Raw genomic sequence first — 26,699 nt, 5'->3', positions numbered from 1 at the left:
GGAGCGTTTAAATGGCGATGGAAACACAAGACATTATTAAACGCTCGGCGACCAACCCGATCACTCCCGCGCCGCGCGCGCGGGATTACAAACAGGAAGTGGCCAAGCTGATTGATGTCTCTTCCTGCGTGGGCTGTAAAGCTTGCCAGGTGGCCTGCTCCGAGTGGAATGACATTCGCGACGAGGTGGGGCACTGCGTGGGGGTTTACGATAATCCGGCGGATCTGAGCGCCAAGTCCTGGACGGTAATGCGTTTTAGCGAAACCGAGCAGAACGGCAAGCTGGAATGGCTGATTCGTAAAGACGGCTGTATGCACTGTGAGGATCCGGGCTGCCTGAAGGCATGCCCGTCCGCCGGGGCGATTATTCAGTATGCTAATGGGATCGTCGACTTCCAGCAGGACAACTGTATCGGCTGCGGTTATTGCATTGCCGGGTGCCCGTTTAATATTCCGCGCCTCAATAAAGAGGATAACCGCGTCTATAAATGCACGCTGTGCGTGGACCGCGTTAGCGTCGGCATGGAGCCCGCCTGCGTGAAAACCTGTCCGACCGGCGCGATCCATTTCGGTACCAAGAAAGAGATGCTGGATGTGGCGCAGGAGCGCGTGGATAAGCTGAAGAAACGTGGCTATGCCAATGCCGGTATCTATAACCCGGAGGGGGTGGGCGGAACGCACGTGATGTACGTACTGCATCATGCGGATCGGCCTGAGCTCTATCATAAGCTGCCGAAAGAACCTGCCATTGATACCAGCATTAATCTGTGGAAAGGGGCGCTGAAACCGTTATCCGCCGCAGGTTTTATCGCCACCTTTGCCGGGCTTATCTATCACTACATTGGTATTGGTCCGAACAAAGAAGTGGATGATGACGAAGAGGAGGATGGCCATGAGTAAGTCGAAAATGATTGTGCGCACGAAGTTTGTCGATCGCGCCTGTCACTGGACGGTGGTTATCTGTTTCTTCCTGGTGGCGGTCTCGGGGATTTCGTTTTTCTTCCCGACGCTGCAATGGCTGACTGAAACCTTCGGCACTCCGCAGATGGGGCGCATTCTGCATCCGTTCTTCGGCGTGCTGATTTTCGTGGTGCTGATGTTTATGTTCGTCCGCTTTGTGCACCATAACATCCCGGATAAACAAGATATTCCGTGGATGTTGGGGATTGTCGAAGTTCTGAAAGGCAATGAGCATAAAGTTGCGAAGGTTGGCAAATATAACGCCGGGCAGAAGATGATGTTCTGGAGCATCATGAGCATGATTTTTGTGCTGCTGGTGACCGGGGTCATTATCTGGCGTCCTTACTTTGCGCCGTATTTCCCGATTCAGGTTGTGCGCTACGCGCTGCTGATTCACGCGACGTCGGCCATCATTCTGATCCACGCGATCCTTATCCATATGTATATGGCCTTCTGGGTTAAAGGATCAATTAAGGGGATGATTGAAGGTAAGGTGAGCCGTCGCTGGGCGCAGAAGCACCATCCGCGCTGGTATCGCGAGGTTGAACGCGAAGAAGCGAAGAGAGAGAGTCAGGAAGGGCTGAAGTAACAACGCGTCATCGAAGTGATAAAGAGCGGTCTGATGTTTCCGAATGGGAGTGTCAGGCCGCTTTTTTTTGCTCGCGATAAATATGCGTTATTCACGCTGTTTTTATGGATAAACTTGCCGTCACGCGTTTTTGTCTGGTTTGCATTCTGCGAATGGTCGATAATGCCGACCCGCAAACTCAACATAAACAAGTGATTAGAGGGATGAAAAAAACAATCTTCGCGCTGGCGCTGGGTACTTTTGGCCTGGGAATGGCCGAATTCGGCATTATGGGCGTGCTGCCCGAGCTGGCGCACGACGTGGGGCTCTCAATTCCGGTCGCGGGAAATATGATCTCGTGGTACGCCTTTGGGGTGGTCATTGGCGCGCCGATCATCGCGTTGTTTTCTACGCGCTTTTCCCTCAAGTCAATTATGTTGCTGTTAGCGGCGCTCTGTATTGCCGGCAACGTCATTTTTACCTTCTCCTCCAGCTATGTGATGCTGGCTTTCGGGCGACTGGTGTCGGGGTTTCCGCACGGGGCTTTCTTTGGCGTAGGGGCCATTATTCTGTCAAAAATCGCGCCCCCCGGAAGGGTAACCGCGGCGGTGGCGGGGATGATTGCCGGGATGACGGTGGCGAATCTGGTTGGCGTACCGGCTGGTACCTGGCTGGGGCATCAATTCAGCTGGCGTTATACCTTCCTGGCCATTGCTCTGTTTGACGTGGCGGTGCTGCTGGCGATAATCGCCTGGGTGCCAACGCTATTTGATAAGTCTGATGCACGTTTACGCGAGCAGTTTCATTTTCTCAAAAGCCCTGCGCCGTGGCTTATTTTCGCCGCCACAATGTTTGGCAACGCCGGGGTATTTGCGTGGTTCAGCTACATCAAGCCGTTTATGATGAACGTCTCAGGATTCTCTGAGGGGGCGATGATGTTCATCATGATGCTGGTGGGCCTTGGCATGGTGCTGGGTAACATCCTGAGCGGTAAGCTTTCCGGGCGCTATAGCCCGCTGCGCATTGCGGCTACCACCGATTTCGTTATCGTGGTGGCACTGCTGATGATCTTCGCGTTGGGCGGCATTAAATTTGCGTCGCTGACGCTGGCCTTTATCTGTTGCGCCGGGCTGTTTGCGCTTTCCGCGCCGCTGCAAATATTGCTGCTGCAAAATGCGAAGGGCGGAGAAATGCTGGGAGCAGCTGGTGGGCAAATTGCTTTTAATCTGGGTAGCGCGATTGGCGCGTTTTTCGGCGGGCTGATGATTACCCTGAATTTCGGCTGGAACAGCGTTGCATTGCCGGCGGCGGCACTGTCATTTCTCGCGATGTCGTCGTTGTTGCTTTACGCGCGTTATCAGCGGCGCAGGGCGCTTGTCTGAATAAGCCTCTCCCATCAGGGAGAGGCTGTAAACATTAATGGCGTAAATCAATCACCATACGGCCACGGATCTGGCCCTGTTCCATCTCTTTAAAGATCGCGTTAATGTCGGTTAACGGACGCAGCGCGACTTTCGGTACCACTTTCCCTTCGGCGGCGAACTGGAAGGCCTCGGTCAGATCCTGACGGGTGCCAACCAGCGAGCCAACGACTTCAATGCCGTCCAGCACCAGGCGCGGGATATCGAGGCTCATGGACTCCGGCGGCAGGCCGACTGCTACCACGCGGCCACCGGCGCGAACCGCGTCAACCGCAGAGTTAAATGCGGCTTTCGCCACCGCGGTGACCACGGCGGCATGGGCGCCACCGGTTTTTTCCTGTACGATTTTCGCCGCGTCTTCGCTGCGGGAGTTGATGGTCAGATCCGCGCCCATTTCAGCGGCCAGCTTCAGCTGCTCATCGTTAACGTCCAGCGCGATGACTTTGGCATTAAAGACGTTTTTCGCATATTGCAGCGCCAGGTTACCCAGACCACCAAGACCGTAAATAGCAATCCACTGACCAGGTTTGATGTGCGACACTTTCACCGCTTTATAGGTGGTGACGCCCGCGCAGGTGATGCTGCTCGCCGCGGCAGAATCGAGGCCGTCCGGTACTTTTACCGAATAATCGGCGGTAACAATGCACTCTTCAGCCATGCCGCCATCGACGCTGTAACCGGCATTTTTCACCGAACGGCACAGGGTTTCGTTACCGCTGTTACAGTATTCGCAGTGTCCGCAGCCTTCGAAGAACCATGCCACGCTCGCGCGGTCACCCACTTTCAGGGAGGTCACACCTGGACCAATCTCTTTAACAATGCCAATCCCTTCATGGCCGAGGATCACCCCGGTCTTGTCACCGAAATCGCCGTTTTTTACGTGCAGATCGGTGTGACAGACCCCACAGCATTCCATGGAAAGCAGTGCTTCACCGTGCTGCAACGGACGCAGCTTTTTATCGGTGACATTTACCTGATGGTCATGAGTGACAACTGCAGCCTTCATATCCTACTCCTGGTTATTTTGTATTCGAAAATAATACTCATTAATGATTAGCCATAGGGGCGTAAAACGCAAGGCGCTCAGGGAGAAGAATCTGGTGGGTTTTCATATTGATAGCATTATAGGTTAACCGTATTGTCATCAAACGGTCATCCTTTGTTCACTCGCAAACTCTACGATGTGACTTTTACTTTCCCTATAACAATAGAGTGAACACCCAATGCATCTGGTCAAAACTATCCTTGCCGCAAGCCTGTTTCTTTCCGCTGCCGCTCAGGCGCAAAATATCCTCGAGTTTCCGCAGCCCGAGAACAACCCGGAGGAGTTTTATGCGGTGACCGAGATTCCGGCAGGAGGAATTATCAAATATGAAACCGACGCCAAAACCGGCTTTCTGATCGCCGATCGCTTCCAGTCGATGCCGGTGGCTTATCCGGCTAACTACGGTTCGCTGACCCAGTCGCTGGCGGGAGATGGCGACCCGCTGGATGTGGTGTTTTATACCCGCGCGCCAATGGCTCCGGGTACGCTGATTAAGCTACGCGCGATTGGCGTGCTGAAGATGATCGACGGCGGTGAGAAAGATGACAAAATCATTGCCGTTCCCGCCAGCAAAATTGACCCGACTTATGACGATATTAAAAACATCAGCGATCTGCCCAAAGTCGAGCAGGAGCGGTTGCAGGCCTTTTTCCGCGTCTACAAACAGCTGCCGGAAGGGCGCAAAAAGGTGGAGCTGAGCGGATTTAACGATGCCGCCGCCGCGAAGCAGGAGATTAAGCAAGCTTGGGATGCGTGGCAGCAGAAAAACCCGCAATAAATTATCGCGCTAACGTGCCCTGAAAAGGAAAACCCCGGCGTCGCAACGCGCGGCCGGGGTACCGTTTAGCTCAACTGATTATTGATTAAGTCAATCTCCTCTCGCCAACGCTGCTGCATCAGCGGCTTCTGATGTTTCGGCTTGCGCGCCAGATCCTCCGCTAACCGCTGTTCGAGCGTAATTAAGCGCTCAAGCAGGTCATCGCCTTCCGGCGTGGTTACAGGGGATGAAACCGTTGCCGCCTCCGGCGTTTCTGAACGGGTACGCTGGCGTAATTGCTCATAGACCGCATCGGCGTCCGGCCATTCGCTCAAGCCACACTCATCAATCAGCCAGAAGCGGTTACAGCTTTGGCTGATAAGCTGGCGGTCGTGGCTGACCAGCAGCAGGCCTCCGGGGTAGTTGCAGAGCGTTTCCGCTAACGCCGTTTTACCATCAATATCCAGATGGTTGGTGGGTTCATCCAGCAACAGCAGGCTATAGCGGGCAAGGGACAGGCCGACAAACAGCAGGCGCGAACGTTCGCCGCCGCTCAGCGTACTGACTTTTTGACCGTGACGCGTCCAGCCGAAACCGGCTGAAATCAGCGCGCGTTTGCGGGTTTCACCCGATGGCTCGAACATTTCCAACGCTTCCAGCAGCGTGGCGTTATCGGCTAACTGGTGTAACGTCTGATCGTAATAGCCAGGATGCAGACGCGGATGCAGCTTAAGCCCGACGTCTGGCGCTTCCTGCTGCATTTGCCGCCAAAGGAGGCGCAGTAGCGAAGATTTACCACCGCCGTTGCGCCCCATAATGGCCACGCGGTCACCGCTTTGCAGCCGGGCGATGCCGGTGGTAAACAGCGGCGCGAGTCCAGGCGCAGGGGGGACGGCAAGGTGCTCCATTTCCAGCAGTCGATCGGCTCGTACCGCATCGCCATGGAGTTCCAGTTGCCATGGCGTGCCGGCGGTCAGGTCGGTTTGCGCTGCTTTCAAGCGGGCAACCTGCCTCTCCATCTGTTTGGCCTTGCGGGAGAGATCTTCATTGTCATAAACCTGCCCCCAGGTTGCCAGCCGTTTGGCGCTGGCGGTGACGCGGTCGATCTCTTTTTGTTCGGCTTTATGCCGTAACGCATCGCTCTCATCCTGTTCAGCCAGCGCCTGACGCGCGGCGGTGCAGGGGAGAGAGAACGCGTGCAGGGTGTTATCACGCAGTATCCAACTGGTATTGGTCACGGCATCCAGCAGCGGATTATCATGTGAAACCAGCACAAAGCTGCCGTTCCAGTTATTCAGGAACGTTTCAAGCCAAAGCAGCGTTGGCAGGTCGAGGTGGTTACCCGGCTCATCCAACAGCAACAGATCGGGATTAAGAATCAACGCGCGTGCCAGCAGTAGGCGCGTATGCTGTCCGCCGCTTAAGGTGGCAGCAGCCTGTTCCAGCTCATCAGCGTGAAACCCCATCTCCATCAGCAGCCGTTCAGCCTGCCAGCGTTGGCTTTCATGTGCGGTGAGAGGCAGCTGCGCCAATACCGCCTGTATGAGCGATTGCGCTAGCAGGTCATCAGGAAGATGCTGTTCGACTCGCGCCATCAGACAATGGTTAGCGATGGACACGCTACCGGACGAAGGGGTAATGGTTCCGTCAAGTACCTGTAATAAGGTACTTTTCCCGCAACCATTATAGCCAATCAGACCGATACGATCGCCTTTCTTCAGGGTGAAGGAGAGTGCGTTGAAAAGAGGGCCGAATGCCGTCTCAACGTGAAGAGATTGTGCAGTTAGTAATGTGCTCATTTGCTTACTCAAGTGTTACAGGCATGAGAATGCCTCGTCATACAACGCTGACGATAACTTGATAAGCCCGAGGGAAGGGTTTAAAGGTTGGTGTCTTCGCTCAAGCAGAAGTTATCGCAGCACGATACCGATAACGCTTGAGCTGGTGCGATCACCAAATGTATGTGAAACATTGAAAATTTCACAGTACAGCATAATTATCCTCCTTTTTTCATGATGTCAGGTGATTCGGTAAATGCAGTGTAGCGGGTGTGTAATCTCTTTACCACCAAAGATATTAGTTACAACATACATGCGCTGCGTTTAAGGTAACACACAATCAGCATCGTGCATATCATGCATTTTCAAGCAGAAGAATAAGGAAAACCCGGCGTCACGCTTGTTCAGCCGGGCTATAGGACAGGTTAAATTGAGGTACGACGATAGCTGCGATATTCCGGCAGCCAGAAGTTCTCATCAATCGCTTCTTGCAGCGCGTCAGCAGAGGTATTCGTCGCGACACCCTGTTGCTGCGCCATCTTACCCACCGCAAAGGCGATGGCACGCGAGACGATGTGAATATCCTTCAGCTCAGGAAGCACCAGCCCTTCGCCGTGGTTGGCAAGCGGAGAGTGTTTTGCCAGGGTTTCGCTCGCCGACATCAGCATTTCATCGGTGATACGCGAAGCGCCAGAAGCGATCACGCCCAGACCAATCCCCGGGAAGATATAGGAGTTATTACACTGGGCGATCGGGTATACCTTATCTTTCCAGGTCACCGGCGCAAACGGACTGCCGGTGGCAACCAGCGCCTGGCCATCGGTCCAACTGATGATATCCTGCGGCGTGGCTTCTACACGTGAGGTTGGGTTCGACAATGGCATCACAATCGGACGCGGGCAGTGTTTGTGCATTTCACGAATAATCTCTTCCGTGAACAGGCCCGTTTGGCCGGATACGCCAATCAGGATATCCGGCTTCACGTTACGCACCACATCGAGCAGTGAAATCTGCTCATTATCATGCTGCCAGTCGTGAATTTTTTCCTGCTTTTGCACCAGTTTACTCTGGAACGGCAGCAGGTTAGGCATCTGGTCGGTCAGCAGACCGAAACGGTCGACCATAAACACACGGCTGCGAGCCTGTTCTTCACTCAGACCTTCACGCTGCATCTGCGAAATGATCTGCTCGGCGATGCCGCAGCCCGCAGAACCCGCCCCCAGGAAGACGATTTTCTGCTCGTTAAGCTGGCTACCCGCCGCGCGGCTTGCCGCAATCAGCGTACCGACGGTGACTGCCGCGGTGCCCTGAATATCGTCGTTAAAGCAGCAGATTTCATTGCGATAGCGGTTCAACAGCGGCATCGCGTTTTTCTGCGCGAAATCTTCGAACTGCAGCAGCACGTTCGGCCAGCGCTGTTTCACGGCCTGGATAAAATCATCAACAAACTGGTAGTACTCTTCGTCGCTGATACGCGGATTACGACAGCCCATATACAGCGGGTCGTTCAACAACTGTTGATTATTGGTGCCGACGTCCAGTACCACCGGAAGGGTGTAAGCCGGGCTGATGCCGCCGCAGGCGGTGTACAGCGAAAGTTTACCGATAGGAATCCCCATGCCGCCGATCCCCTGATCGCCCAGACCGAGAATACGTTCTCCGTCGGTGACCACAATCACTTTGATGTTGTGGTTCGGCACATTTTGCAGGATATCGTCCATGTTGTGACGATTCTGATAAGAGATGAACACGCCGCGCGCACGACGATAAATCTCAGAGAAGCGTTCGCAGGCCGCACCGACAGTTGGCGTGTAGATAACCGGCATCATCTCATCGAGATGGTTTTCAACCAGGCGGTAGAACAGCGTTTCGTTGGTATCCTGAATGTTGCGTAGGTAGATATGCTTATCGATTTCAGTTTTGAAACCCTGGTATTGAATCCAGGCGCGCTCGGCCTGCTCTTCAATACTTTCGACAACCTCGGGCAGGAGCCCCAGCAGGTTGAAGTTGCTGCGTTCTTCCATACTGAACGCGCTGCCTTTATTCAGCAGCGGAAATTCCAACAGAACCGGCCCCGCATAGGGGATATACAGGGAACGATTTTTCTTGCCTGGTAACATCTGACTTAACTCCGTTATCTTCACTCCAGACCCAGCGGCGGGTGCAGCGCGCAAGATTATAGAGCAACGCTTAATACGATGGTGACAAATCGATAGAAAGGGCACAAAAAAGCGGGTGACGGCCTAAAAGTTCGACAATTTCAGTTTTATTTAATGACTTTATTGGTGACAGTGTCACTTTTAAGCTAAATCAAACGGCGTCATCAAGAGAGTAAGAAAAGAGGTTGCCGCCAATTCTGACGACAACCAGCACATTTATCGTGCCTGGAACATAATGGTGTCTGAGGTGAAGCTGCCATCAGCGGCAATAGCGAAATGCTCGCGTACCTCATGAGAGACTTTTTCTTGCAGGTAACGAATGGCCTCAATGATGTTGTCCGGCGTTTTCATCCGCGCAACCCAGGAAGAGAACTCCAGGTGCAGCCTATCGCCCACCAGTTTATCGACGACCATTCCCCGGTTATTGAGCATCGCCAGCCATTCACCTTGTGAGTAGTTGCGAATGTGCGATGGGTCGCGCAGCATTTCAATGGTTTGCAGCCAAACATCCAGAATCGCTTTTCCCGGTGATGCAATGTCCATCATGATAAAGCGGCCACCCGGTTTCAGGACGCGGCGAATCTCCATCAATGCCGCCTGCATATCGTGCCAGTGGTGGGCGGAATAGCGGCTGATAACGACATCAAAACTGTTATCACCAAACGGCAGAATTTCTGCCGGGCCTTGCGCGCAGGTAATGTTGTGCAGCCCACGTTTTTCCGCCTCCTCGGCAACCACCGCCAGCATCCCTTCAGACAGATCGTACGCCGTCACCTGCGCCACCTGTGTCGCGGCGGTAAAACTGGCGTGCCCGGCGCCACAGCCGACATCCAGTACCGTGGCCTCGCCATCTTCGGATAACCATTCGCTCAGGCGACGTAAATCGGCCCCCTGGGCGTGGACATTGCTCTGTAAATAGGCTGTCGCCTGACCGCCAAACTGTGACTTCACCAATGCTTCATGATGGTTGTTCATACCCGTCTTCCTCTGTTGTTATGTTCTTGTTAGAACGGACTATACGCCGCGACTAATACGGGTACAATATTGGTACTTATACTGGTATATCGAGTTACTACCATGGACAAAACCGGGCTGACAGGGCCAGAGGCGCTGGGTACATTTTTACGCGTGAAGCGAGAAAGCACCTCACCGGAAATGCTGGGCATTCCCGTGCTTTCTCGCCGTAGAACGAAGGGGCTACGGCGTGAAGAGGTTGCACAAATGAGCGGTATCAGTACCACCTGGTACACCTGGCTGGAGCAGGGACGTGATATCACCGTTTCCGCGCAGACGCTCTCTGGCATTGCGATTGCGCTGCAGCTCAAACCCGCGGAACGGGAATATCTCTTTTTGTTGGCACATAAGAGCGATCCGCTCAGCGAACAGGTGCCCGCGGTAGAACAGACAATTCTGTCCACCGTGCATCACGTCTCGGAACCTTGCTATCTGCTGGATCTTACCTGGCAGGTGCTGGCATGGAATAAAGAGGCTGAGGCGCTCTTTACCGGCTGGCTGGACGTTGAGTCTGCGCCTAACATGATGACCTTTATGTTCCAGAATCCGCTGGCGCGAGCGCTGGTCAATAACTGGGAGGCGCGTGCGCGACGCATTGTCGCTGAACTCCGATCGGATGCGATCCATTATCCGAATGACAGTACCCTTAACGCGTTTGTGCAACAAATGAGCGACAACAGCCGTGATTTTCGCGAATTCTGGTCTCAGCAGCAGGTGATCGTGCGGGAAGGGGGCGAGCGCGTTTTTCACCATGCCGTAAAAGGTGACATCACCTATCGCCAACTGAGCTGGCAACTGGCAAGCAACCGGGCATTAAAAATGATCATGCTGGTTCCGGAAAGCGACTCACTGCATTGCGTTACTCGGTAAACAATCTCATAAAACAACGACGTAGCCAGGTGTTGGCGGCATCCTGATGGACGTGGCTGGGCCAGAACAGGTTAATCTGGATACGGGGCAACTCATAGGGCAACGGACGAATGGCTAGCCCGAAGCGCTAATTGGCGTGGACGTCAATGGTCACGATACTGCGCTGTATCGTACCGATGAGGGCATTTTTGCCAGCGATAACCGCTGTTCACATGGTAATGCACGCCTGAGTGACGGTTTTCTGGAGAACGGTGAAATTGAGTGCCCGCTCCGTCAGGGGGGCTTCTGTATCAAAACCGGCAACGCAATGTGCAGCCCATTGACTGAAGGGGTTAGGATTTACCCGGTGCAAATCGAGGGCGAAAAGGTCTATCTCAAGTTCGCCTGATTCCTCTCTGGCCCGGCATTCTCGTCGGGCCAAAAAATGTTGCCAAAAAGTAAAGCCTGCAATAGTATCCTCGCTTTCGGAGATCGAAAATGTCTGTTGCAGACTCCCTTCTTGCTTTTTCGCTTGCCGCACTGGTACTCACGCTAACGCCCGGTCTGGATACGGCGCTTATTCTTCGCACCTCGGCCGCTGAAGGCGGTAAAAAAGCCTTTCAGGCGGCGCTGGGTATCGACGTGGGTTGCTTTATCTGGGGAGCGTTAATTGCCTTTGGACTCGGTGCGCTGCTGGCTGCATCGACGCTGCTGTATGATGGGCTGAAATGGCTTGGCGCCGGGTATTTGTGCTGGCTGGGCATCCAACTTATGCTGCTCCCCCGGGAGTCCTTCACCACAGCATCGACCCACGCGGTTCAGCGCTATAGTGGGTTTATGCGCGGCCTGCTGGGGAATGTGCTCAACCCCAAAATGGGCGTCTTTTATGTCTCATTTTTACCGCAGTTCATCCCGGCGGGACATTCGCCGCTGATCTGGACCTTTTTGCTGGTCGCTATTCATGTCGCGCTCGGGACCTTGTGGTCACTCACCTTGATTCTGGCAACGCGATACGCCGCGGCGGTATTACGTCAGCCACGGTTTATCAAAGCGATGGATCGCGTCACGGGCGGTCTGTTTATGCTGTTTGCCGTGAAATTAGCGTTAAGCAGCCGCTAGTGCCTGGACAATCAGTTGCTCCAGTAGCAAATGTGCCGGGTGCTGTGCCGGTAAACTGGCGGGATTGTGTTTTAACGTGATTCCCATAACGCCCGGCGAGGGCAGCCGGGCGTTTACCGTTCTCAGATTTGCAGGCATGCCGACCCGCGTACGGACGGTAAGCCCCAGGCCGGCCTGAACCGCGGCCCAAATACCGCCCAGACTATGACTAACGAATACCACACGCCAGGGAATGCCCGCGCTATCCAGGGCTGCCGTGGCGCGAGCACGCATCAGGCATGGGTGTTCAAACATCACCAGAGGAATGGGCTCTCCGTCGGTAAGGCATTTATCAAGAACCCCATTTTCTGAGCCAATCCACTCCAGCGGCCGTACGTCTAACAGTTTGCCATCGCTTGCGCTGAGGTCCGGCTGCCAGAACAGTGCCATATCCAGCGACCGATCATCGAGAGCCTGCTGTAAGGAGCCATTACGGTCCACTTTGGCCATGATCCTGACGTCAGGATGTTGATAATGAAATTGACCCAGAATGCCGGGCATCAGCGACTCGCCAAAATCCTCCTGCATGCCGATCCGCATTTCACCCTTCAACTGCGCGCCCTGAATCGCCCGTTGTGCTTCATCACTCAGGGCCAGCAGGCGACGGCCATAAGACATCAACGTCTCTCCTTGCTGCGTCAACTGAAGGTGACGACCTTTTTTCGTCACCAGCGCGGCGCCGCACTGGTGCTCGAGCTTTTTGAGTTGTGCGCTGACGGCTGACGTTGAGCGGCAAAGCTGCGTGGCCGCCTGGGCGAAACTACCGCACTCAATACCGGTTATAAAACTACGTAACGCGTCCAGATCCAGCGTAGGAAGCCTCTTTTGCATATTCATCCTTTTTATCAGGACGGTTGGTCCTGAACTATTCGATATTCAGGATGCTACTGTTGCGCCAGTATGAGGGGACTGTCAATACGGAGAACCATTATGTCGTCATCACTGGACCGTCATACCCTGGCAAAAATAGCTCCCAAGCTTGCCGAAGTGAGCAGCCAACTCCTTTTCAACGATATCTGGCAGAGGGAAGACCTTTCTCCACGCGACCGTAGCCTGATAACCCTGTCCGCGCTAGCAGCGATGGGACGCGTACATCAGATACCCTGGCACCTGGATTTTGCACGTCAAAACGGCTTGCAGCGGGAAGAAATCATCGAGGCCTTTACGCATCTGGCTTTTTATATCGGCTGGCCCGCTGCCGTCACGGCGCTGGGCTGCATCAGTGAAGAGGAGGAACGATCATGCCCTTAACGCGCATAACGCTGGGTGATACCTATAGCGATAGACAGATAGCGTTGATGTCGACGATTCTTCATCAAACCCTGGTCGATAGCTTCGCGGTACCCGTTGAAGACTGTTTTCAGTTGTTCGATAAATTGCCTGCCAACCAACGCATATTTAATACTCACTACCTTAGCGGTGGTCGTAGTGAAGGATTTGTCCTGATACAGATCACCGCGGGCCGGCCGCGAACGCCGGCGCAAAAGCAGGATTTTTATCGCATGCTGAATGAACGGTTTGGTCGAGAACTCAATATCTCACCGGATGATGTGATGGTCATTATCCAGTTCAACCAAGCGGAGGACTGGAGTTTTAGCCGCGGTGAAATGTTTTGCCCCTGAGTCAAAGGGCAGCGTAAGCTGCCCGTTTTACGTTATACCGTTAATTGTTCGACGACTTCAGCGACGCTGAGAATCTTTTTAATCCCGCCAATGCCGGTACCCAGCGAGATATAGCCTTCATCGGTGTTGCCTTCCAGCATACCAAGGCGTAACCCACGCAGGCCGCCCATTACGCGGGCTAACTCTTCTTTGCTGGCACCAGCTTTATCGAGTGCGACCAGTTTCTCTGCCAGCTTCCCGGGCAGCGAGCGATAGTAGTCGGGCAGGGTGCGGAACAAACGTAAATCAAGACCGTTCGCCGCCACAATTTTCTCTTTAACCGACTGCGGCACACGGTTTTCTACGGTACTGATGAATACGGAACCCGCAAATATCCCTTCGGCGCCCAGCGCATAAGCGGCTTTGGCCGTGCGCTTATCAACGATACCTCCGGCGGCAAGAACCGGAACATTTTCCACGGCATCGGCAATCAATGGAACAATAGAGAACGTCCCCAGCGCGGTACCGGGTAGGGTGCCACCTTCATCAAAACCGGTGGCAACAATCATATCGGCTCCTGCTCGTTCCGCTGCGCGGCTATTCGCGGGCGTCGGGTTGATATCGCGATAGATAATGACGATGCCGGCGGCTTTCAGTTCGTCGAACAGTGCGGGAATAATCGCGCCGTCGCTGTAGCCGGTGTAAACCACGGCTTTTACCGCTTCTTCTTTGATCACCTGTAGAATTCCCGGCGTCCAGATATCATTCTCCGGAGTGGGGATCAGGTTCACGGCGAATGGTTTTTCGGTCAACTTTTTGGTTTTTCGAATCTCTTCGCGCATTTTCTCTGCGGTTTCTTCCGGCGTTGAGACTGCGGTCTCAGCGGTCAGCCCCGCATTTGGCCCAAGGACGCCAAGGCCTCCTGCATTGCTGACCGCAGCGACCAGTCGCGCATCGGTCAACCAGGAGAGTGGGCCCTGGATGACCGGTTTTTCGATACCCAGAATCTGACATATACGGTTATTTTTCATGATGTTATTTCCTTGTTACAGCGCTAATTCGCTGGAATAAGGGCAGTGTAGAGAGATTTATTATTCAGAAAAATAGTGAAAAATGTTCATCACTATTATTAAATTAGTAACAATGATTCGATAACGGGCGGGAAAGGTGTGTTATGCAGATGAATCTATTTGAAAATATTAAGATATTTATCGAAATCATCGATTCCGGCAGTTTCACGCAGGCTGCGGAAAACCTGCAAATTCATCGTCCCGCCGTCACCAGGGCCGTACAGCAACTGGAACAACACAGCGGAGTGCGGCTGTTGCAACGTACCACGCGGCGTATCTATCTGACGCCGGAAGGCGAAGAGTTTTACCGGCGCAGTAAGCCATTGCTTTCACAGGCTGATGATTTACTGGAATCTTTTTCACCGGACCGGCCGCTGCACGGCCAGCTGCGCGTTGATATGCCGATTGCTTTTGCGCGTCTGGTCGTCATGCCTAAGCTGCAGACCTTCTATGAGGCACACCCGGACCTCGAGATAATCCTTAGCAGTAGTGACGTGCGCCGCGATATGCTGCGTGACGGCCTTGATTGTGTGCTGCGTGTCGGGGAGCTGGATGACGGCGACTATGTGGCTCGCCCGTTAGGCACCGTAAAAAGGATGACCTGCGCCAGCCCACACTATCTTGCGCAATACGGCACGCCAGAAACTCTTGACGACCTTCGCCATCATCAGGCCGTGAACTGGATTATCAGTAACGATCGTGAAGTCATTCCGTGGCACTTTGTGACACCGACAGGCATCGAAGAAATGACGTTGCCGGGCAAACTAATCCTCGATAACTCGGAAGTGTATATTGCGGCAGGCCTCGCCGGGCTTGGCCTGCTTCAGGGGATGAATTTCTTCTTACAACCGTATATCGACCGTGGTCAACTGGTGGAGGTGCTTCCGGACTTCCCGTGCCCGTCGCGCAAACTGTCGCTGCTTTACCCACATCGCCATTTATCGCATAAGGTGAGGGTATTTGCCCAATGGCTGGAAGGGTTACTGGAATGCTTGCGCTAACGGGTTAGAGAATGCCTTTGTGCGCCATGTAATAGAGCAGCATAATGGTTTTGCCATCGACAATCGCGCCGCTATCAATGGCGGCCAACGCCTCGTCAAAGCCCATCTCCAGTACTTCAATATCTTCACCTTCCGACGCCAGACCGCCGCCGGTGCTCACCTTATCCCGAGCGGTATACTCCGCAATAAAAAAATGTAGTTTCTCCGTCACGGAACCCGGGCTCATAAAGGCCTCTAAGACCTTCTGCACGTTGGCAAGGCGAAAACCGGTTTCTTCTTCGGCTTCCGCCTTAATGCGGCTTTCCGCATCCATATTGTCCAGCAATCCGGCTGCCGTTTCGATTAAATACCCCGGATAGCCGTTCATGTAGGTTGGAAAGCGGAACTGGCGGGTAAGAATGACCGTCCGATGCTCGCGGTTGTAAAGCAGGATCGTCGCGCCGTTACCACGATCATAGACTTCACGACTTTGCCGCTGCCAGTCGCCGTTCTGGCGCTGTAAATCAAACGTATATTTTTTTAGCGTATACCAATCATCTGAGAGGGTGTCCGTCTTGATAATGCGTACTTTTGCGTTTTTTTCGTGCATAGTGGTTTCTCCCTTGTCGAAAAACCATCATATACGGCACATTCGTGCATTATCAAGAAAAATCATGTATGCCATGTGTTTGACATATTTCGTTGTCTATCGAAGTATTCAACGCTTTCAAACGCTACAGTGGCCGCCTCAATATACGTAGGAGGTTGTGATGATTGCCGTACTGTTTGAAGCACAAGCCGTAGCCGCCCAGCAGAGTCGATATCTGGCGCTGGCCGCCGAACTGCGGTCAGAACTGGAAAATACTCCGGGTTTTATTGCCATTGAGCGATTTCAAAGCTTGTCGACGGAAGGCAAAATTCTGTCGTTATCCTGGTGGAAAGATGAAGAGTCTGTACGGGAATGGAAGCGAAATGCACTACATGCGGCCGCACAAGAAGAGGGAAAGCGGACCCTATTTCGTGACTATCGTATTCGTGTCGCACAGGTCATTCGGGAATATTCATCCGATCAACGGGGGCATGCACATCATGTATGATATTCATGTTATTTTACAATCTTGCCCGGGTGAACTGGCAAGGTTAGGTACCATGCTGGGGCAGCATGGTATAGGCCTGGAAGGCGGCGGTGTTTTTACCACAGGCGAGGTGGCGCATGCGCATTTTCTGGTTTCTGAAGGTGAACGGGCGCAACAGGTTCTGTACGATGCGGGAGTTCAGGTTGTCAGCGTTACCCAGCCGTTGATTCGTCAACTCAAACAAGAACGGCCAGGTGAATTAGGTGAGATCGCTCGCGTGTTGGCTGAGCAGGGTATTAGCATTCTTGTGCAATACAGCGATCACGATAACCACTTGATTTTATTAACCGATAATAACCAACTGGCGGCAAGCATAACAAAACCCTGGAGTATTAATCTGTCATGAAGGTGCTTAAAGCAAGCCAGGAACTTGACGATGGCGAGGCTCTGGAACATGCGATGGCGGAGGTGGCGACCGCCATCGCAGATCCCTCACGGGTTAGCATGCTTTGCGCCTTGATGGATGGACGGGCATGGACAGCAACGGAGTTGAGTGCGGTGGCGGATATTGCGCCATCGACCGCCAGTGCACATCTGAATAAACTATTGAACGGTCAGCTAGTTAGCTGCCTGTCTCAGGGGCGACATCGTTATTACCGGTTAGCAGGGCGAGAAATCGCCTCGCTGCTGGAAACGCTGATGGGCGTGTCGATGGCAAGGGCGCCGCAGATTAAAACCAATGCGCCTGTTCATCTGCGTAAAGCACGGACGTGCTACGATCATTTAGCGGGAGAAATCGCAGTCACGCTGTATATATTTATGACGGAAGCGGGCTGGTTCATCCCCGAAAATGAGTCGTTATCGGCCACCGGGACCGCCCGATTTGCCGAGATAGGCGCCGTGCTAGCTCCCCGTTCCAAACGCAAAGAAGCCTGTGGTTGTCTGGACTGGAGCGAGCGACGGCTGCATCTTGGCGGTAACGCCGGCGCCGCGCTGCTGAAGGCCTTCGAACGAAATGGCTGGATTGAACGTGTTCCGGGCTATCGGGAGGTGCGTTTTACCGGCCCCGGAGAACAGGCGCTGTTCCATTTCTTTCACGTAAAGCTGAAATAACGTCATTGCGCTGTCGAATATTGATAAGCTATGTTTGGACTTTATTTTACGGACTTCGCTGATGAATATTCGCATTCCCCCCAAATTGATTCCTGGCGATTTAATTGCCATTACGGCTCCTTCATCCGGGGTTCCTGAGCATGTTCATCCGAGATTAGAACTTGCTATTCAGCATCTACGTAACCGCGGATATCAGGTTGTTGAAGGGGAATGTTTACGACAGCAATTTAAAAATAAAAGCGCCGATAAGCTCCTGCGCGCACAAGAATTGATGTCTTTTCTCACGTCGCCGGAGGTGAAGGCCGTAATGCCTCCCTGGGGTGGTGATTTAGGCATGGAGTTGCTCGAACTGCTGGATTTTACGCAGCTAGCGCATATTCCCCCCAAATGGTTTGTCGGTTTTTCCGACCTCAGCACGTTCCATTTTCCTCTGACCACCCTGTGCGGATGGGCTACGGTACACGGCCCCAATCTCATGGAATTAGGCGCTCGTGAACTGGACACCACCACACAAGCCATTTGGAGAGTGCTGGAGTGTGAACGAGGCGGACAGGTAACGCAGCATGCTTCCCATGCCTACCAGATAGAGGAAAATCAATGGGGTAGCCATACCGATGCTGGGTTTAATCTTACGCAAAATACGCAGTGGAAACACCTTGATGGCGTGACGCAGTCGGTGTGTTTTCAAGGGCGTTTAATCGGCGGTTGCCTGGATATTATCGCCTGGCTGGCTGGAAGCGAGTGGGGCGATTTACCTCGTTTTCAACGTGAAAATCATGATTCTGGTTTAATTCTTTATTTTGAAAATGTGGAAATGGGCCCCTGCGAATTAACGCGGGCACTTTACAGCCTGCGCCTTAAGGGATGGTTTAAGTGTGTGACCGGTATATTAATTGGCCGAAGCGCGGGGCCGGATACCGAATTACCCACGCAGCAAAGCTATACTGATGCATTGCAATCCGCGTTGGGTGATTTACATATCCCTGTGATCTACGATGTCGATATCGGGCATATTCCACCGCAAATGACGCTCGTCAATGGCGCCCAGGCCACAGTGATATTTGAGAATCACGGAGGTTCAATTACGCAGCAATTGTAAACTGCGACAGGATTTTGCACTCGCAGATCAAGAGACAGCCTTTACAGCGTTCAGTTGTCCTGTCGTAGCCATGGCGTAATTGTCACGCCAGCTAACAATCCCTCAGGGCTGAGCATTCGAGTCACCGTCTGACCCCAGGGTTCTTTACGGTTTGCTACCAACAGGTGATAACCCTGGCGTTTTAAAACATCAGTCGCAATATCGATATTCTCGACTTCAAACTCAATCCAGCCTTGAGGCACAGGAATATCATCTGGCCATATTGCTGTACCAAAGCAGGACTGGGCTGCCTGGGATAATGGCCAAAGCGCGAAATGTTTCACGCCGTTGAGTACATCCGTATCCGTCAAAAAATAATCACTGTTGCCATCCATAGCTTTGAGCGGCAGGTTAAGCGCATCAATATAAAATGATTTGCTAGCATGGGTATCGCGGGTGACAGGACCAAAACCTGCGACGAACATAACGTTCAGACCGGATAAATCTGGGGACATACTTTCTCCTGAAGTTACCGTGAGGATATGAGGTATATCGCTAATTTATCCGTCAGGGATGCCCACAACAATCTCAATGTCGGGCGTGGTTCTGGTTTCGTGATGTTAACAGCATTTGAGAGGGATTTTGTACGGGGCAACAACCAGTACAATCATCGTCGTTGAACGCTGGTTTTTCCCTTGGGTTTTTTTGTCAAAGCTCACTGAAATTGTCTAATCACTGGCTCGTTAGAAATGTCCGTGTGTTGAAAAGTCCGCTTAGTGCCAGGAGGGGACATTACAGATATGGCCGCGCGGTGTCACTTGCGGGGGTTACATGATTTACCTGTAATCAAGTGCAATAGCAAACGGGCAAATATTCTTGAGGCTGCGGGGAAGTGCAGCCTCAGTGATATGACTGTGGAAAGCGGTTTATTATTTCTTTGCTGCTCGAATCAGGCCGTCAAGCCATTCCTGATGACCATTAAGCATTGGGTTCGGGCGGGTATTTGCCAGATCTTTTGCCGGGACTCCGTTCTGTGTTTCCTGGGTTAGGATACGGACCCTGTGACCGGAAAGATCCTCCAGTAGCCACGCATGATGGACATCGAGTCGTTGAGCGGTATCTTTTTCACCGGCCCATCCGTGCCATGCCAGGCGAGCAGGTTTACCTTCAGCAGGTGGAACAAACTCCACAACCTGAGCTTCAACTGGGAAACCAAACGTGCTGAAGTAGAAGCGAACCCCATTTTCCAATTCTGGACCTTTGTTGTCATAAAAGCGCACATCGGCGGAATTTTTATAGTATTCCGGCCATAGCAATGGCTGACTCAGGAGCGGCCAGACATCATTGACGTTCAGACCTGAGATGATCATTTCATTAGAAACAAAGTTATCGGTAAAACCCGGAATAAAGCCTTCAGGCCAGTTAATCGCGTTCATAAATTTCTCCAATTGCTATAGTTGAGTGTACTGCGTGTGTCATTACGGCAGTAACGTGATGACAGTGATTATTGGTGCAATGGAGTTATAAGGCGAATTGTCATTACTTATATTCTTAATAAAATAAATTATATCAGGGCGCGGGATGTTGGCTTACTTCTGCGCATAAAGCACGAATCCACTGATGACTTGGGTCACGATGGGTTCGCTCATGCCAGGCCATGCTCTTGGTAAAGCCGGGTACTTTCAGGGGCAAAGGAAGAATGATGAGATCGTTGTTAGTCAAGACCATGCGATGAGGTACAACTGAAATCATATCAGTCACTTGCAATATATCAGGTATCACCTGAAAACTATTAACTGACATGCCTACTCGTCGTGTCAGACTGAGCTTAGCCAGTGCTTCATCTGTAACACCGGTGAAGTTACCTTCTGATGACACCAGAATATGTTCCTGTTTGCAAAATTGTTCGAGCGTCATTTCTGAACTCGCTGCCAGAGGATGATGACGTCGTGCTACGCAGACATAATCTTCTTCATAGAGCGCTCTTCCATGCAGGTCTTCGGGGGTTGTTTGCGGTGTTATCAAAGCCAGATCAACTTCACCCCGAGACAACTGCTGATACATTCGCTCATTGTCCACGGGCCGCACGGCGATTTTAATATTCGGTGCACGTTGTTTTAGCTCAGCCATCAACGGAACGACAACAGCCTTAAGTGCATAGTCCGTTGCGACGATGGTATAAGTCAGTTCTACCGTCACGGGATCAAATTTCTTTGGTTTCAGCAGGATAGCGATATCGGTGAGGATTTGTTTTACCGGCGTAGAAAGTTCGTTGGCCCGCATTGTGGGGACCATACCGTGGCTGGTGCGAACAAAGAGTGGATCGTCAAAGTAATCACGCAAGCGAATAAGCATACCACTGACGGCAGGCTGCGTCAGGGAGAGGCGCTGTGCAGCCCGAGTCACGCTTCCCTCATCCAGTAATGCATCAAGGGCCTTAAGAAGGTTAAGGTCGAGGGTTCTGACATCATTTTTCATAATGAACTAGCCTGACAGATATTAAAATTTTAATTCAGGCTAAATGCTCGGGAAAAGGTTGTCTAGAAGGTTTGCGAGTATTTTCCTTTTGGGGGAACTTCCATTTCTGGATGGTAAGCCTTGTACGGATAAGTCCGCTTCGCTCAAAGCGGACCTTAAGCTCTCTTGCATTGCAGCTCTATGAAGATGGGATTATGTCTGCCATCATCTCCATGTCATTTCCTTGTACCGAAAATCTCGTCAGAACGTGATTGTAATGTCTTCAGCGCATTGAGCATATCGTCTTCGTCCAGAGATCGCTGGGATTTCTTCTCTGTGGGTTTCCTGCGTCGGCGCGAGGGGCCATCTCCGGCAGGGAGAGCCTGTGAACGGTTATTGTCGCGTTTGTCCTGTATCAGTTTGATAAATTCAAGTGTACGCCCGAGGCGCTTGTTGTCCACGATAGCCCCCTGGTCGATTTCCTGAAGGCGATCATAGGTGGAGTAGGGAAGGACAACCCCGTTTAGCCGGAGCTCTTTCCGGCCATCCGGGTAATGCCAGACCTCAATGTACTTGCCAATAGCCCTTCGGCTTAACTCATTGTCTTCAATCAGATAGAGCACTTTGTCATACTGCACCGTCAGGGATTTTGAAACACGGCGCGGTTCCCGCCATGTGAAAAATGCGGTCAGATCATCATCAGTTTCAAGTGGCCGGTGAACATCAAAGTCATGCCGGGGTGCTTTGCCAAAGCGCCGGTTGTAATCGGTCATAAACTCATCAGCAAAATCATTGGCTGCATCCACTGAGGAAATGCCCCTGAGCCGGAGCTCCTTTACCAGGCGATCCTGAAGCGTCAGATGGGCCCGTTCCACACGGCCTTTGGCTGAGCTGGTATTGGCGCAGATAGTCTGGATGTTCAGTTCGTGCATCGCACGGCCAAACTGGGTATAACCATCGCCACCGGTAGCGTTTTTATTGTTGATTCTGAAGACGCTGGCTTTATCGCTGTACAGCGCCAGGGGTTTGCCATGCTTCTCCAGATAGCCCCGCGTGGCTTCAAAATAGGTGAAAGTCGATTCCGATTTCACGAAACGGAGTTGCATCAGGCGGCTCGTCGCATCATCAACGTAGACCAGGGCAGTACAGGCAGGCGCACGGTTCTCGAACCAGTGATGGTCGCAACCATCAATCTGGATCAGTTCGCCGCAGCAAGCCCGGCGATAGCGTGGCTGCTGAATTTTTGGCGCACGTTTCTTGCGGGGAACCCAGAGCCCGGTTTTTATCATAAGCCGTCTGAGCGTTTCCTTACCAAGAACAATACCGTGATTTTCAGCGAGCTTTTCCCGCGCCAGTGTGGGGCCAAAATCGGCATAGCGTTCACGGATGATATTCAGGGCCTGATCAGTCAATGATGCGGGAAGCAAGCGATTTCCGGTGCGACCACGACTCTGGTTATTCATGCCCAGTGGCCCGGACTGACGATAACGTTTCAGCAGACGGCTGCAATGGCGCGGCGTGATACCGAGCATTTCGGCTGCCTGACCAGGACGCAGGTTGTGGTCGATGACATCCTGAAGGATTTTGAGGCGGTTGATTTCTTTCACGGTGAACATCCCGGTGTCATGTATAGTCACAGAAAACTCCTCATCAGGAAAAGTGAGTTGTTGACTAGGCATACAGGTCTGAGAACTATAGCCTGGACATTCCTAATGGAGCCACAAATAGACATTATCATTGAGCCCCTACATCATTGGTGCGCATAATGTATATTATGTTAAATAACCTCTATGAGTCTATTACTTCATGCTTTACTCGTGCGGCCACAGAAATCAGCATGTTGTGAATTTTGAGATACCTCCCTTTTATTGCAGCACTACCGCCCCCCAATAATTGGTTAGCGTAATATCCTTTCCCGGCTGTCCCTATCCCGGTTAAGCCTGACATCATGAAACTGAGGTAATCGAACTTCTCACCGGTATTGCCGGTTGCAACCTGGACAGCCCCATTTGCTCCGTAACTCAGTCCGGCACTAACAAATTTTTCCGTCAGCGTGGCTGATGACGTTAACAACGAACCCGCTCCGGCAACCGTACCCCAATAATTTTCTGGCTCACCGAAGAAAGCCAGAGCTCTATCACCCTGTGACGTATTGCTATTCAGATAGTTTAAGTCGTAGCGGTTACCTTCAATGACGTAGTCCTTCACATCCGGGTTTTCCAGCGAACCATACAGCCAGCCAGGCCGACCTGCCGCGCTGAGTCCGCCCTCAATATTCCATTTATCTTCCCCGGACAGCGCCGTCAGAGGGTCGGTAGCCACATCAATATGCAATTTCAGCCGGTTATCAGCACTAATTACAGCATACATGTTCTGAATATCTCCGCATTCACGACCGGCTTTACGACAGGCAGTCATTTCTCTATCAAAAGCATGCGCCTCGTCGTAGCTCAGATAATTATTCTCAACCGCAACCGAGGGAGTTGGAATTTCTTATATTACGGACCACCCCACGTTAATTGAGACTTCAAATCGCCAGGAACTATATTAAATAACTCTTTTATATAAATAAGATGTTGGTTATAATTTGGTGATATATTCTCATTGCATTTTTTAACATAATATTTTGCTTGGTTATTTAAAAACCATATATCGTGCTCTGTAAAGTTCTTATCCAAGATAGTAACAGTCAAATTATGAACAAGTTCAGCTTCGAGATAGCAAGATAAATTCAAGCTTTTTTCTTTATTTTCCGGTCTCTGTAGGTTTCTTATATAAGGCAGTGCAAGCCCTAACATTTTCACGTATATTTCATTTTTATACATGTAACCATCCTTATATTTATCACTTTCTTGTCGGCATAGAAGAGGCTCCAGCCGGAGCATTAAGCCAGCTTGGACGACTTGCCATATCAGAACCACCCTGAGCAACTTCTTTATCCCAGACCTGTGCTCCAACCGGATCGTCTTTCAGCTTCTTATCGCTTTCCGCGCTTTGCTTATCGCTGACCTGTTTCCATTTATCGATCACAGCCTGACAATCACCACCTGATTTCCGGCAGTCCGACAGCTCTTTATCAAAGGTCAGCGCTTGGTTTGCACTGAGATAGTTATTCTCAACCGTCGTCTTACCCGCCTGCCCCGCATTCAGCGCATCCTGCGTACTTCCGCCTGCCAGACCTCCGGCTAATCCTGCCGCGAGACTGGCAAATGCACTCAGCGTTGTTTTCTCATCTTCCGTCAGGTGACTTACGTCTTTACCGTAAATATTTTCAGACATTCGCCACCGCACGGCTGACGTCACCATTCGCCAGCCCCTGTATCAGCGCCGTCCCTGCTTCAACAATACGCCGGTTATCGCCGCCGACTTCCCACTGTGACTGATTAATTTCCGCCTGTATCGCCTGGGCTTTAATGTAACCATCAATGGTTGCAACGTCATCCGTTGCCTGCCCCGCCTTAGCAAGCTCTTGTTTCGCCGCATCGCGTTCAGCCTCTGATGGTGTCTCCCAGTCTTTATTCACCTTCCTGGTGGCGGCGATCTCTGCCTGCGTCGCCGCGATATCGGCTATCTGCTGGCCAACCTCGCCGATAAGCTGATTACGGTCTATGCGTTTTTGCTCGGCATCCTTATCAAATATCGTCTCCAGCTTCTCATGTGCGTTAGCCGTATCCCGGCTTAGGTCGTTGATATCCTGCTTTTGATTACCGCTGTCACGCACAATAATCTGGCCATCTGACATCGCCGCGTGTGTGGTATTGCTGCTCTGCCCGCTGTTATTCACCCCACTCAGTAACGCGCTGGCGCTGTTGGTGATGAGCTGGCCGGCAATCGGGCCACCCGAGTTGATGCCGATGCTCTGCTGTTCTACCTTGTAATCCGCGTGGTTGCGGATGTCGTTAAAGCCTAAGGTGCCAGTATCAAGACGATTTTTATCTTTATCCGCCTGGCTGATGATAACGGCTCCGTTAAGCTGGGTATGCTCACCCACGGTGATGTCAAAACCACCCTGTCCCGCGTTAATCCCCGTCTGCTCATCGACGGACTGGTAATCACTGTGCATCGCCGTCTTACTGGCACTGGCCGAGAATGAGCCGCTGTTCATGCTGGCGCTGCCGCTAACGTTGACGCTTTGCTGTTTCTCCCCCACGGTCACTTTAACGGTTAGCCTTAGCAATGGCCGGGTCGACATCAGCAACCGTTTTTTTTCTTCTGATAAAGCTCCAGATGCCCAGAGTAAGAATCAAGACCGGAGTCATACATTTTGAAATTAACATTCTGTTTTATCCACAAGGACATTCAGTCTATCGCGATTTGACCTCAAAGCAATCCTCGCTCTGCCCCCTCTTTCCCCTCTTCATGATGGCTATAAATCATAATCATTCGATAGCTAATTAAAGCACATCATCATTAATTAATTTCTTCCATCTCATTGCAAACAACAAAACTAATCTGACATTCCTTTCTCTGTATTTATAGAAAAATGAAGGTTGAATCACATGTAATTACGGCTGAGTGCCAAATTGCCATGTGGACTTGTCATAACTATTGCTGTTAAATATAAATGCGTTATCAAATTTAATATTTCACCAACAAACAGCGACAGACATTTCATTCATAAACATGAGAAGGTGAATATGCTATGGTTATTGTTTGTAATTTACTACGGGTGACAATATGAAAATTATGCACAGTCATGAGTTTTTCTTGTCAGAAAAACATGCTTTCTGCCTTTTTATGCTTGGTCAACAAAGTCTTGAAGAAGTTCATGGACATGATTTCGATGAGATTGTTATTGTGTATGAAGGTAGCGGATTCCATATAATCAACGATAACGTGCAATTTATCTATAAAGGCGACTTCTTTTTCGTCTCAACCACCGATACGCATAGTTACATATCAACCAATAACTTATCGGTAATTAATGTTCTTATCCATAAGAGTCGACCTTTTACATTTTTATCAAATATCAACAAACTCATTGCGAGAATTGAAGAAAACAACAGTCTTACCAATCAGTATAACATCTCTTTATCTCAGGATGATTTGCAGAAAATTATAACACTGAGCGAGGTTATCAACAGTCGCCAGGATGATGACTTCAATGATATCTATTTTTCGGCAACCGAGATGGCCCTCTTTGGTATTATCGATACACTATATCAGTGCACTCAGCGAAGAGCGACTCGCCAGTCTCATGATGCTTCAGGAAGAAAATATCTCCTTAACTTTCTGAAGTATAACTACCAGCGACATATTCACTGGGGCGAACTTTGCGATGAAAGTGGTATGGCAAAACGCACGATGTTCAGATTTATTAAAGATATCACCGGCTATACTCCGGGTAATTTTCAGCAGCTATTTCGCCTACTGAAGGCGCAGGAGTTATTGCGGACTACGGATAAAACCATCAATGAGATAGCTATCATCTGTGGTTTTCAAAATACGATCAGATTCACGGAAAGTTATAAACGACGCTTCCGCTACCCTCCTTCCCGGGAGAGAACTCTCACCCGTTAATTAGTATGAGCAATACCAGTATTAAAACACCTTATTGACAAGGTGTATTTCCGTGCAAAGAAAAAGAATGCCGCAATACCTCGAATATTAACCTTA

30 protein-coding genes are annotated in these 26,699 nt (G+C 51.4%); 15 read left to right on the top strand and 15 right to left on the bottom strand.

Annotated elements, in window-relative coordinates; translation table 11 throughout:
• Positions 1-11: 11 nt before the first annotated feature.
• The 3 genes from fdxH to araJ all read left to right on the top strand — a co-directional run bounded on the left by fdxH (position 12) and on the right by araJ (position 2,909).
• Complete coding sequence (fdxH, locus tag ABTW00_RS11715; RefSeq protein WP_271446976.1) at positions 12-899, top strand: formate dehydrogenase subunit beta; 888 nt, start codon at positions 12-14, stop codon at positions 897-899.
• Positions 892-1,548, top strand: coding sequence for a formate dehydrogenase-N subunit gamma (gene fdnI / locus ABTW00_RS11710; RefSeq protein ID WP_433640894.1), 657 nt, complete (start codon positions 892-894; stop codon positions 1,546-1,548). The genes fdxH and fdnI overlap by 8 nt, the downstream gene beginning before the upstream one ends.
• 203 nt (positions 1,549-1,751) lie before the next feature.
• Complete coding sequence (gene araJ / locus ABTW00_RS11705) at positions 1,752-2,909, top strand: MFS transporter AraJ (protein ID WP_433640892.1); 1,158 nt, start codon at positions 1,752-1,754, stop codon at positions 2,907-2,909.
• Positions 2,910-2,943: 34 nt separating this feature from the next.
• On the opposite strand, the gene adhP is transcribed toward araJ, so the two are convergent.
• Positions 2,944-3,954 carry an alcohol dehydrogenase AdhP gene (gene adhP / locus ABTW00_RS11700; protein ID WP_163445580.1) on the bottom strand — a complete coding sequence of 337 codons (1,011 nt, stop codon included), beginning with the start codon at positions 3,952-3,954 and terminating at the stop codon, positions 2,944-2,946.
• A gap of 217 nt (positions 3,955-4,171) precedes the next feature.
• Between adhP and ABTW00_RS11695 the strand changes: the two genes are divergently transcribed.
• Complete coding sequence (locus ABTW00_RS11695; RefSeq protein WP_064545496.1) at positions 4,172-4,771, top strand: inorganic diphosphatase; 600 nt, start codon at positions 4,172-4,174, stop codon at positions 4,769-4,771.
• Between the two features lie 65 nt (positions 4,772-4,836).
• Here the strand turns inward: ABTW00_RS11695 and ABTW00_RS11690 are convergent, their stop codons facing one another.
• The 3 genes from ABTW00_RS11690 to ABTW00_RS11680 form a co-directional block, all read right to left on the bottom strand.
• The gene (locus ABTW00_RS11690; protein ID WP_433640889.1) at positions 4,837-6,549 is read right to left on the bottom strand and encodes an ABC-F family ATP-binding cassette domain-containing protein; all 1,713 of its coding nucleotides are present in this window, start codon (positions 6,547-6,549) and stop codon (positions 4,837-4,839) included.
• A 404-nt stretch (positions 6,550-6,953) separates the two neighbouring features.
• Positions 6,954-8,648 (bottom strand): NAD-dependent malic enzyme, encoded by a 1,695-nt coding sequence (locus tag ABTW00_RS11685; protein ID WP_064545492.1) that lies wholly within the window; start codon positions 8,646-8,648, stop codon positions 6,954-6,956.
• Between the two features lie 255 nt (positions 8,649-8,903).
• Complete coding sequence (locus tag ABTW00_RS11680) at positions 8,904-9,662, bottom strand: class I SAM-dependent methyltransferase (protein WP_433640886.1); 759 nt, start codon at positions 9,660-9,662, stop codon at positions 8,904-8,906.
• Positions 9,663-9,764: 102 nt separating this feature from the next.
• On the opposite strand from ABTW00_RS11680, the gene ABTW00_RS11675 reads away from it, so the two are divergent.
• The 3 genes from ABTW00_RS11675 (at position 9,765) to ABTW00_RS11665 (ending at position 11,669) form a co-directional block, all read left to right on the top strand.
• A complete protein-coding gene (locus ABTW00_RS11675) occupies positions 9,765-10,571 on the top strand; it encodes a helix-turn-helix transcriptional regulator (RefSeq protein ID WP_065357737.1) in 807 nt (268 codons plus the stop codon).
• Between the two features lie 136 nt (positions 10,572-10,707).
• A complete protein-coding gene (locus tag ABTW00_RS11670) occupies positions 10,708-10,959 on the top strand; it encodes a non-heme iron oxygenase ferredoxin subunit (RefSeq protein ID WP_433640884.1) in 252 nt (83 codons plus the stop codon).
• Positions 10,960-11,048: 89 nt separating this feature from the next.
• The gene (locus tag ABTW00_RS11665; RefSeq protein ID WP_433640882.1) at positions 11,049-11,669 is read left to right on the top strand and encodes a LysE family translocator; all 621 of its coding nucleotides are present in this window, start codon (positions 11,049-11,051) and stop codon (positions 11,667-11,669) included.
• Here ABTW00_RS11665 and ABTW00_RS11660 read toward each other — a convergent pair.
• On the bottom strand, positions 11,655-12,539 hold the full coding sequence (locus ABTW00_RS11660; protein WP_433640880.1) for a LysR substrate-binding domain-containing protein: 885 nt from the start codon (positions 12,537-12,539) through the stop codon (positions 11,655-11,657). The two genes, ABTW00_RS11665 and ABTW00_RS11660, sit on opposite strands and share 15 nt — an antisense overlap.
• 96 nt (positions 12,540-12,635) lie before the next feature.
• Here ABTW00_RS11660 and ABTW00_RS11655 point away from each other — a divergent pair, with 96 nt between their 5' ends.
• Entirely contained in the window at positions 12,636-12,959 is a 324-nt protein-coding gene (locus ABTW00_RS11655; protein WP_433641021.1) for a carboxymuconolactone decarboxylase family protein, read from the top strand.
• Entirely contained in the window at positions 12,950-13,330 is a 381-nt protein-coding gene (locus ABTW00_RS11650) for a tautomerase family protein (protein WP_433640878.1), read from the top strand. The genes ABTW00_RS11655 and ABTW00_RS11650 overlap by 10 nt, the downstream gene beginning before the upstream one ends.
• Positions 13,331-13,362: 32 nt before the next feature.
• Here the strand turns inward: ABTW00_RS11650 and ABTW00_RS11645 are convergent, their stop codons facing one another.
• The gene (locus ABTW00_RS11645) at positions 13,363-14,340 is read right to left on the bottom strand and encodes an NAD(P)H-dependent flavin oxidoreductase (RefSeq protein WP_433640876.1); all 978 of its coding nucleotides are present in this window, start codon (positions 14,338-14,340) and stop codon (positions 13,363-13,365) included.
• A gap of 149 nt (positions 14,341-14,489) precedes the next feature.
• Between ABTW00_RS11645 and ABTW00_RS11640 the strand changes: the two genes are divergently transcribed.
• On the top strand, positions 14,490-15,380 hold the full coding sequence (locus tag ABTW00_RS11640) for a LysR family transcriptional regulator (protein ID WP_433640874.1): 891 nt from the start codon (positions 14,490-14,492) through the stop codon (positions 15,378-15,380).
• Between the two features lie 4 nt (positions 15,381-15,384).
• On the opposite strand, the gene ABTW00_RS11635 is transcribed toward ABTW00_RS11640, so the two are convergent.
• Positions 15,385-15,969, bottom strand: coding sequence for a GDP-mannose pyrophosphatase (locus tag ABTW00_RS11635; RefSeq protein WP_433640872.1), 585 nt, complete (start codon positions 15,967-15,969; stop codon positions 15,385-15,387).
• A gap of 160 nt (positions 15,970-16,129) precedes the next feature.
• Between ABTW00_RS11635 and ABTW00_RS11630 the strand changes: the two genes are divergently transcribed.
• From ABTW00_RS11630 to ABTW00_RS11615, 4 genes are all read left to right on the top strand, one after another.
• Complete coding sequence (locus ABTW00_RS11630) at positions 16,130-16,456, top strand: antibiotic biosynthesis monooxygenase family protein (protein ID WP_433640870.1); 327 nt, start codon at positions 16,130-16,132, stop codon at positions 16,454-16,456.
• Positions 16,449-16,841 (top strand): amino acid-binding protein, encoded by a 393-nt coding sequence (locus ABTW00_RS11625; RefSeq protein WP_433640868.1) that lies wholly within the window; start codon positions 16,449-16,451, stop codon positions 16,839-16,841. Before ABTW00_RS11630 ends, ABTW00_RS11625 begins: the two co-directional genes overlap by 8 nt.
• Positions 16,838-17,548 (top strand): ArsR/SmtB family transcription factor, encoded by a 711-nt coding sequence (locus ABTW00_RS11620; RefSeq protein WP_433640866.1) that lies wholly within the window; start codon positions 16,838-16,840, stop codon positions 17,546-17,548. The genes ABTW00_RS11625 and ABTW00_RS11620 overlap by 4 nt, the downstream gene beginning before the upstream one ends.
• 61 nt (positions 17,549-17,609) lie before the next feature.
• Entirely contained in the window at positions 17,610-18,647 is a 1,038-nt protein-coding gene (locus ABTW00_RS11615) for a S66 family peptidase (protein WP_433640864.1), read from the top strand.
• A gap of 50 nt (positions 18,648-18,697) precedes the next feature.
• Here ABTW00_RS11615 and ABTW00_RS11610 read toward each other — a convergent pair whose 3' ends face one another.
• From ABTW00_RS11610 to ABTW00_RS11575, 8 genes are all read right to left on the bottom strand, one after another.
• Positions 18,698-19,141, bottom strand: coding sequence for a VOC family protein (locus ABTW00_RS11610; protein WP_433640862.1), 444 nt, complete (start codon positions 19,139-19,141; stop codon positions 18,698-18,700).
• Between the two features lie 414 nt (positions 19,142-19,555).
• Entirely contained in the window at positions 19,556-20,062 is a 507-nt protein-coding gene (locus ABTW00_RS11605) for a polyketide cyclase (protein WP_004110859.1), read from the bottom strand.
• Positions 20,063-20,195: 133 nt separating this feature from the next.
• Complete coding sequence (locus ABTW00_RS11600) at positions 20,196-21,104, bottom strand: LysR family transcriptional regulator (protein ID WP_433640859.1); 909 nt, start codon at positions 21,102-21,104, stop codon at positions 20,196-20,198.
• A gap of 215 nt (positions 21,105-21,319) precedes the next feature.
• Complete coding sequence (locus ABTW00_RS11595; protein WP_433641019.1) at positions 21,320-22,699, bottom strand: ISNCY family transposase; 1,380 nt, start codon at positions 22,697-22,699, stop codon at positions 21,320-21,322.
• A gap of 172 nt (positions 22,700-22,871) precedes the next feature.
• Entirely contained in the window at positions 22,872-23,453 is a 582-nt protein-coding gene (locus tag ABTW00_RS11590) for a hypothetical protein (RefSeq protein WP_433640857.1), read from the bottom strand.
• 128 nt (positions 23,454-23,581) lie between these two features.
• Entirely contained in the window at positions 23,582-23,908 is a 327-nt protein-coding gene (locus ABTW00_RS11585; protein ID WP_167575071.1) for a zinc ABC transporter substrate-binding protein, read from the bottom strand.
• Positions 23,909-23,927: 19 nt separating this feature from the next.
• Positions 23,928-24,362 carry a VENN motif pre-toxin domain-containing protein gene (locus tag ABTW00_RS11580; protein ID WP_433640855.1) on the bottom strand — a complete coding sequence of 145 codons (435 nt, stop codon included), beginning with the start codon at positions 24,360-24,362 and terminating at the stop codon, positions 23,928-23,930.
• Entirely contained in the window at positions 24,355-25,275 is a 921-nt protein-coding gene (locus ABTW00_RS11575; protein ID WP_433640853.1) for a hypothetical protein, read from the bottom strand. Before ABTW00_RS11575 ends, ABTW00_RS11580 begins: the two co-directional genes overlap by 8 nt.
• A 485-nt stretch (positions 25,276-25,760) precedes the next feature.
• Here ABTW00_RS11575 and ABTW00_RS11570 point away from each other — a divergent pair, with 485 nt between their 5' ends.
• The gene (locus ABTW00_RS11570; RefSeq protein WP_433640851.1) at positions 25,761-26,603 is read left to right on the top strand and encodes a helix-turn-helix domain-containing protein; all 843 of its coding nucleotides are present in this window, start codon (positions 25,761-25,763) and stop codon (positions 26,601-26,603) included.
• The last annotated feature ends 96 nt before the right edge of the window (positions 26,604-26,699 follow it).

It is taken from the genome of Kluyvera georgiana (assembly GCF_050990895.1).
Lineage (GTDB): Bacteria > Pseudomonadota > Gammaproteobacteria > Enterobacterales > Enterobacteriaceae > Kluyvera > Kluyvera georgiana.
Note: the sequence above shows the minus strand (reverse complement) of the source record. Positions and strands in the feature narration are given on the sequence as shown.

What these genes read in the sequence shown, in the direction of transcription:
- fdxH (WP_271446976.1), top strand. Translation starts at nt 12, where the DNA reads ATGGCGATGGAAACACAAGACATTATTAAACGCTCGGCGACCAACCCG.
- fdnI (WP_433640894.1), top strand. Translation starts at nt 892, where the DNA reads ATGAGTAAGTCGAAAATGATTGTGCGCACGAAGTTTGTCGATCGCGCC.
- araJ (WP_433640892.1), top strand. Translation starts at nt 1,752, where the DNA reads ATGAAAAAAACAATCTTCGCGCTGGCGCTGGGTACTTTTGGCCTGGGA.
- adhP (WP_163445580.1), bottom strand. Translation starts at nt 3,954, where the DNA reads ATGAAGGCTGCAGTTGTCACTCATGACCATCAGGTAAATGTCACCGAT.
- ABTW00_RS11695 (WP_064545496.1), top strand. Translation starts at nt 4,172, where the DNA reads ATGCATCTGGTCAAAACTATCCTTGCCGCAAGCCTGTTTCTTTCCGCT.
- ABTW00_RS11690 (WP_433640889.1), bottom strand. Translation starts at nt 6,549, where the DNA reads ATGAGCACATTACTAACTGCACAATCTCTTCACGTTGAGACGGCATTC.
- ABTW00_RS11685 (WP_064545492.1), bottom strand. Translation starts at nt 8,648, where the DNA reads ATGTTACCAGGCAAGAAAAATCGTTCCCTGTATATCCCCTATGCGGGG.
- ABTW00_RS11680 (WP_433640886.1), bottom strand. Translation starts at nt 9,662, where the DNA reads ATGAACAACCATCATGAAGCATTGGTGAAGTCACAGTTTGGCGGTCAG.
- ABTW00_RS11675 (WP_065357737.1), top strand. Translation starts at nt 9,765, where the DNA reads ATGGACAAAACCGGGCTGACAGGGCCAGAGGCGCTGGGTACATTTTTA.
- ABTW00_RS11665 (WP_433640882.1), top strand. Translation starts at nt 11,049, where the DNA reads ATGTCTGTTGCAGACTCCCTTCTTGCTTTTTCGCTTGCCGCACTGGTA.
- ABTW00_RS11660 (WP_433640880.1), bottom strand. Translation starts at nt 12,539, where the DNA reads ATGCAAAAGAGGCTTCCTACGCTGGATCTGGACGCGTTACGTAGTTTT.
- ABTW00_RS11650 (WP_433640878.1), top strand. Translation starts at nt 12,950, where the DNA reads ATGCCCTTAACGCGCATAACGCTGGGTGATACCTATAGCGATAGACAG.
- ABTW00_RS11645 (WP_433640876.1), bottom strand. Translation starts at nt 14,340, where the DNA reads ATGAAAAATAACCGTATATGTCAGATTCTGGGTATCGAAAAACCGGTC.
- ABTW00_RS11640 (WP_433640874.1), top strand. Translation starts at nt 14,490, where the DNA reads ATGAATCTATTTGAAAATATTAAGATATTTATCGAAATCATCGATTCC.
- ABTW00_RS11635 (WP_433640872.1), bottom strand. Translation starts at nt 15,969, where the DNA reads ATGCACGAAAAAAACGCAAAAGTACGCATTATCAAGACGGACACCCTC.
- ABTW00_RS11630 (WP_433640870.1), top strand. Translation starts at nt 16,130, where the DNA reads ATGATTGCCGTACTGTTTGAAGCACAAGCCGTAGCCGCCCAGCAGAGT.
- ABTW00_RS11625 (WP_433640868.1), top strand. Translation starts at nt 16,449, where the DNA reads ATGTATGATATTCATGTTATTTTACAATCTTGCCCGGGTGAACTGGCA.
- ABTW00_RS11620 (WP_433640866.1), top strand. Translation starts at nt 16,838, where the DNA reads ATGAAGGTGCTTAAAGCAAGCCAGGAACTTGACGATGGCGAGGCTCTG.
- ABTW00_RS11615 (WP_433640864.1), top strand. Translation starts at nt 17,610, where the DNA reads ATGAATATTCGCATTCCCCCCAAATTGATTCCTGGCGATTTAATTGCC.
- ABTW00_RS11610 (WP_433640862.1), bottom strand. Translation starts at nt 19,141, where the DNA reads ATGTCCCCAGATTTATCCGGTCTGAACGTTATGTTCGTCGCAGGTTTT.
- ABTW00_RS11605 (WP_004110859.1), bottom strand. Translation starts at nt 20,062, where the DNA reads ATGAACGCGATTAACTGGCCTGAAGGCTTTATTCCGGGTTTTACCGAT.
- ABTW00_RS11600 (WP_433640859.1), bottom strand. Translation starts at nt 21,104, where the DNA reads ATGAAAAATGATGTCAGAACCCTCGACCTTAACCTTCTTAAGGCCCTT.
- ABTW00_RS11595 (WP_433641019.1), bottom strand. Translation starts at nt 22,699, where the DNA reads ATGTTCACCGTGAAAGAAATCAACCGCCTCAAAATCCTTCAGGATGTC.
- ABTW00_RS11590 (WP_433640857.1), bottom strand. Translation starts at nt 23,453, where the DNA reads ATGTATGCTGTAATTAGTGCTGATAACCGGCTGAAATTGCATATTGAT.
- ABTW00_RS11585 (WP_167575071.1), bottom strand. Translation starts at nt 23,908, where the DNA reads ATGTATAAAAATGAAATATACGTGAAAATGTTAGGGCTTGCACTGCCT.
- ABTW00_RS11580 (WP_433640855.1), bottom strand. Translation starts at nt 24,362, where the DNA reads ATGTCTGAAAATATTTACGGTAAAGACGTAAGTCACCTGACGGAAGAT.
- ABTW00_RS11575 (WP_433640853.1), bottom strand. Translation starts at nt 25,275, where the DNA reads ATGTCGACCCGGCCATTGCTAAGGCTAACCGTTAAAGTGACCGTGGGG.
- ABTW00_RS11570 (WP_433640851.1), top strand. Translation starts at nt 25,761, where the DNA reads ATGAAAATTATGCACAGTCATGAGTTTTTCTTGTCAGAAAAACATGCT.